The following is a 3,111-nucleotide window of genomic DNA, read 5'->3' on the forward strand; positions in this document are numbered from 1 at the left end:
CGCCGACCGGCCCCGCCTTGCGGGCCCGGCGGCGCTGCCGGCGCAGCTGCCGCGCGGTGCTGCTGGGCCGGGACACCACCCCGTAACGCTGGTTCCACACCTGCCGCGTCACCCATACGTCCAGCACGCCCCAGGTGGCCAGAACCGTGCTGCCCACCGTGGTCAGCACCGAGGGGAACGCCAGCCACGAGTCGGCCAGCGCGCTCAGCACCGCGATCATCGCCTGCACCAAGGTCACCGCGACGATGATGACCGCGCGCACCGCCGCCGTACGGACCGGATCGGGGAGCCGGCGCCTTCGGGCCGGCTCCTCTGTCCACAGCGGGCGAACCGCGCGCCGCGGGATGTCGCGATCCTTGTCCATGGCGTCCATGAAGCCCCTACACCTTTCAGCGGCTGCCCAAGTCCGGCGGTTTCAGAAAGCGGGACATGGGTCGTATTCCCCCTTAGTGTGCCCCCTCAGTGCACGAATAACAGCGCTGGGAGGTTCCCCCGGAGGGGGGAAATCCAGCCAAGGGTTGACTCATTCCAGCCTGCTGGGGCCGACAAATGAGGGTTGGGCGCCGGGGGGTAAGTCAGCCCATCACCGGACAACTCATGATGGCGGCAGGGTGACCGGCCCCGGCATCAAGCGGACAGGCCTTCGAGTTGTCGAACGGGCAGTAGTAGGCTCGCGCCGCTTGTTGTCGGAACTCGAACACCGCCCCCGTATAACGGGGTTGACGTTGGGGAGGCCATGCGCTTTCGCGGGAAATCGATCCGCCGGAAGATCGTGGCGCTGTTGCTGGTGCCACTTGTCTCGCTGACGGCAATTTGGGCCTTCGCTACAGTGATCACCACTCGTGAGGCGATTCGGCTCCTGGACGCCTCCGACATCATCGACAAGGCCGGTCAGCCGGCCGAGGAGGCCGTTCACGCCATTCAGAAGGAGCGCCGGCAGACCCTCGTCCTCCTGGCCGATCCGCGCCAGGCCGACGCACTTCCCGTGCTCCACGCGCTGCAGCGCAAGACCGACGAGGTCATCGGCGTCCTGAGGGGCGCGGCCGCGGACGGCGATGTGCGCGACATGATGAACTCCGATTCGGAGGATCAGCTCGCCGCCATTCTCAAGGCGGCCGAGGGCCTGGACGGCCTGCGCCGCAAGGTGGAGGACCACGGCGCCAGCCGCGCGGCGGCATATGAGTATTACAACAAGCTCGTCGACCTCTGCTACACCTTCCGCAGCTCGCTGCACGCCGTGCCCGATACGGACCTGGACAAGCAGGGCCGTGCGCTGGTCGCCATGATCCGTGCCCGCGAGGCGCTCTCCCGCGAGGACGCGCTGTACGTCTCGGCGCTGACGGCGCGCAAGATGCTCCCGGAGGACATGCACGCGATCTCCGACCTCATCGCCGAGCGCAACCTGCTGTACGAGACCAGCCTGCCGATCCTGCCCGCCTCCGAGCAGAAGATCTTCTCGGACTACCGGCGCAACAACGCCGCGCCCGCCGCGCTGCGCTTGGCCGAGGGCAAACTCATGGCCTCCACCAAGCCGTCCGACGCGCTCCGCGTCCTGGACCGGAAGCACTGGGAGGCCGCCGCCCAGCCGATGCTCAACGACTACGACCGGCTGGGCAAGGAGGCCACCGACCGCCTCCAGAAGCGCATCGACCCGGTGGCCGACGACGTCATGCTCAGGGCCGGTGCCGCCGGAATCCTGGGTCTGCTGGCCCTGCTCGCCTCGATCTTCGTGTCGTTCAGGATCGGCCGCACTCTGATCCGCGACCTGTCCCGGCTGCGCAAGGACGCCCAGGACGCCTCCGGCGTGCGGCTGCCGAACGTGATGCGCCGTCTGGGCGCCGGCGAGCAGATCGATGTGGAGACCGAGGCGCCCCGCCGCGAGTTCGGCCAGGACGAGATGGGCCAGGTCGGCCTGGCCCTCAACACCCTGCAGCGCGCCGCCGTCGAGGCGGCCGTCAAACAGGCCGAACTGCGCCAGGGCGTCTCCGACGTCTTCGTCAATCTGGCCCGCCGCAGCCAGGTGCTGCTGCACCGCCAGCTGACCCTGCTGGACGCGATGGAGCGGCGCACCGACGACACCGACGAGCTCGCCGACCTGTTCCGCCTGGACCATATGACCACCCGTATGCGGCGGCACGCCGAGGGCCTGGTCATCCTCTCCGGCGCGGCCCCCTCCCGGCAGTGGCGCAAGCCGATCCAGCTGATGGACGTCGTCCGCGCGGCGGTCGCCGAGGTCGAGGACTACGAGCGGATCGAGGTCCGGCGCATGCCGCGGCTCGCGGTCAACGGCCCGGCGGTCGGCGACCTCACCCACCTCATCGCCGAACTCCTGGAGAACGCCACCGTCTTCTCGCCCCCGCACACCGCCGTCCAGGTGCACGGCGAGCGGGTCGCCAAGGGGTTCACGCTGGAGATCCACGACCGGGGCCTGGGCATGACGTCCGACGCGCTGCTGGAGGCGAACCAGCGGCTCGCCGAGACTCCGGAGTTCGAGCTGTCCGACACCGACCGGCTCGGCCTGTTCGTGGTCAGCCGGCTCGCCCAGCGGCAGGGCGTACGGGTCTCGCTGCAGCCCTCCCCGTACGGCGGCACCACCGCGATCGTGCTCATCCCCTCGGCTCTGCTCACCGACAGCGGTGAGGGCGGCCAGGATGCCGACGACAGCTACGAGAGCGGTGCGTACGAGATCGGCCGGGACCGCGGGCGTGGCGTCTCCGACATCAGGATGGGTCCGGACAGCAGGCTGCAGGCCGTCGAGGAGCCGCGGGTCTCCTACGAGGAGCCGCCGGTCTCCTTCTCCGACTTCTCCGACCGGGCGGGCCGCAAGGTGTCGGTGGTCGACGGGCCGGTCGAACTCGAGCCGTCCGTCGCGCCGCTCGCACAGGCCGGTGCCGAGGACGCCGTCGAGGACGACGACGAGGTGGGCGCGATCTTCCGCGCCCGCGGGCTGTCGCAGACACCGCCCGCGGCAGCCAGGCCCACCGGGCCCGTGCCGCATCAGCGGATGCCCGAGGCGCAGCACCAGCAGGCGCGGGAGGGCGCGCCGGGGGGCCGGGACCACATGGCTCGACGTCCAGGTCCGGCCGTCCGCCGCGGACACCGCCACCTCGC

At 70.3% G+C, this 3,111-nt stretch carries 2 protein-coding genes; one reads left to right on the top strand and one right to left on the bottom strand.

The features are described from left to right. Positions 1 to 373: hypothetical protein (locus tag ACWDSL_RS52705; protein WP_450496817.1), on the bottom strand; the 373-nt coding region annotated here is incomplete at its 3' end. 363 nt (positions 374 to 736) lie between these two features. Here ACWDSL_RS52705 and ACWDSL_RS52710 point away from each other — a divergent pair. Next, positions 737 to 3,111, top strand: a 2,375-nt coding sequence (locus ACWDSL_RS52710) for a sensor histidine kinase (RefSeq protein WP_450496818.1), incomplete at its 3' end; no start/stop codon positions are given.

The sequence above is a fragment of the Streptomyces sp. NPDC000941 genome, from assembly GCF_053599555.1.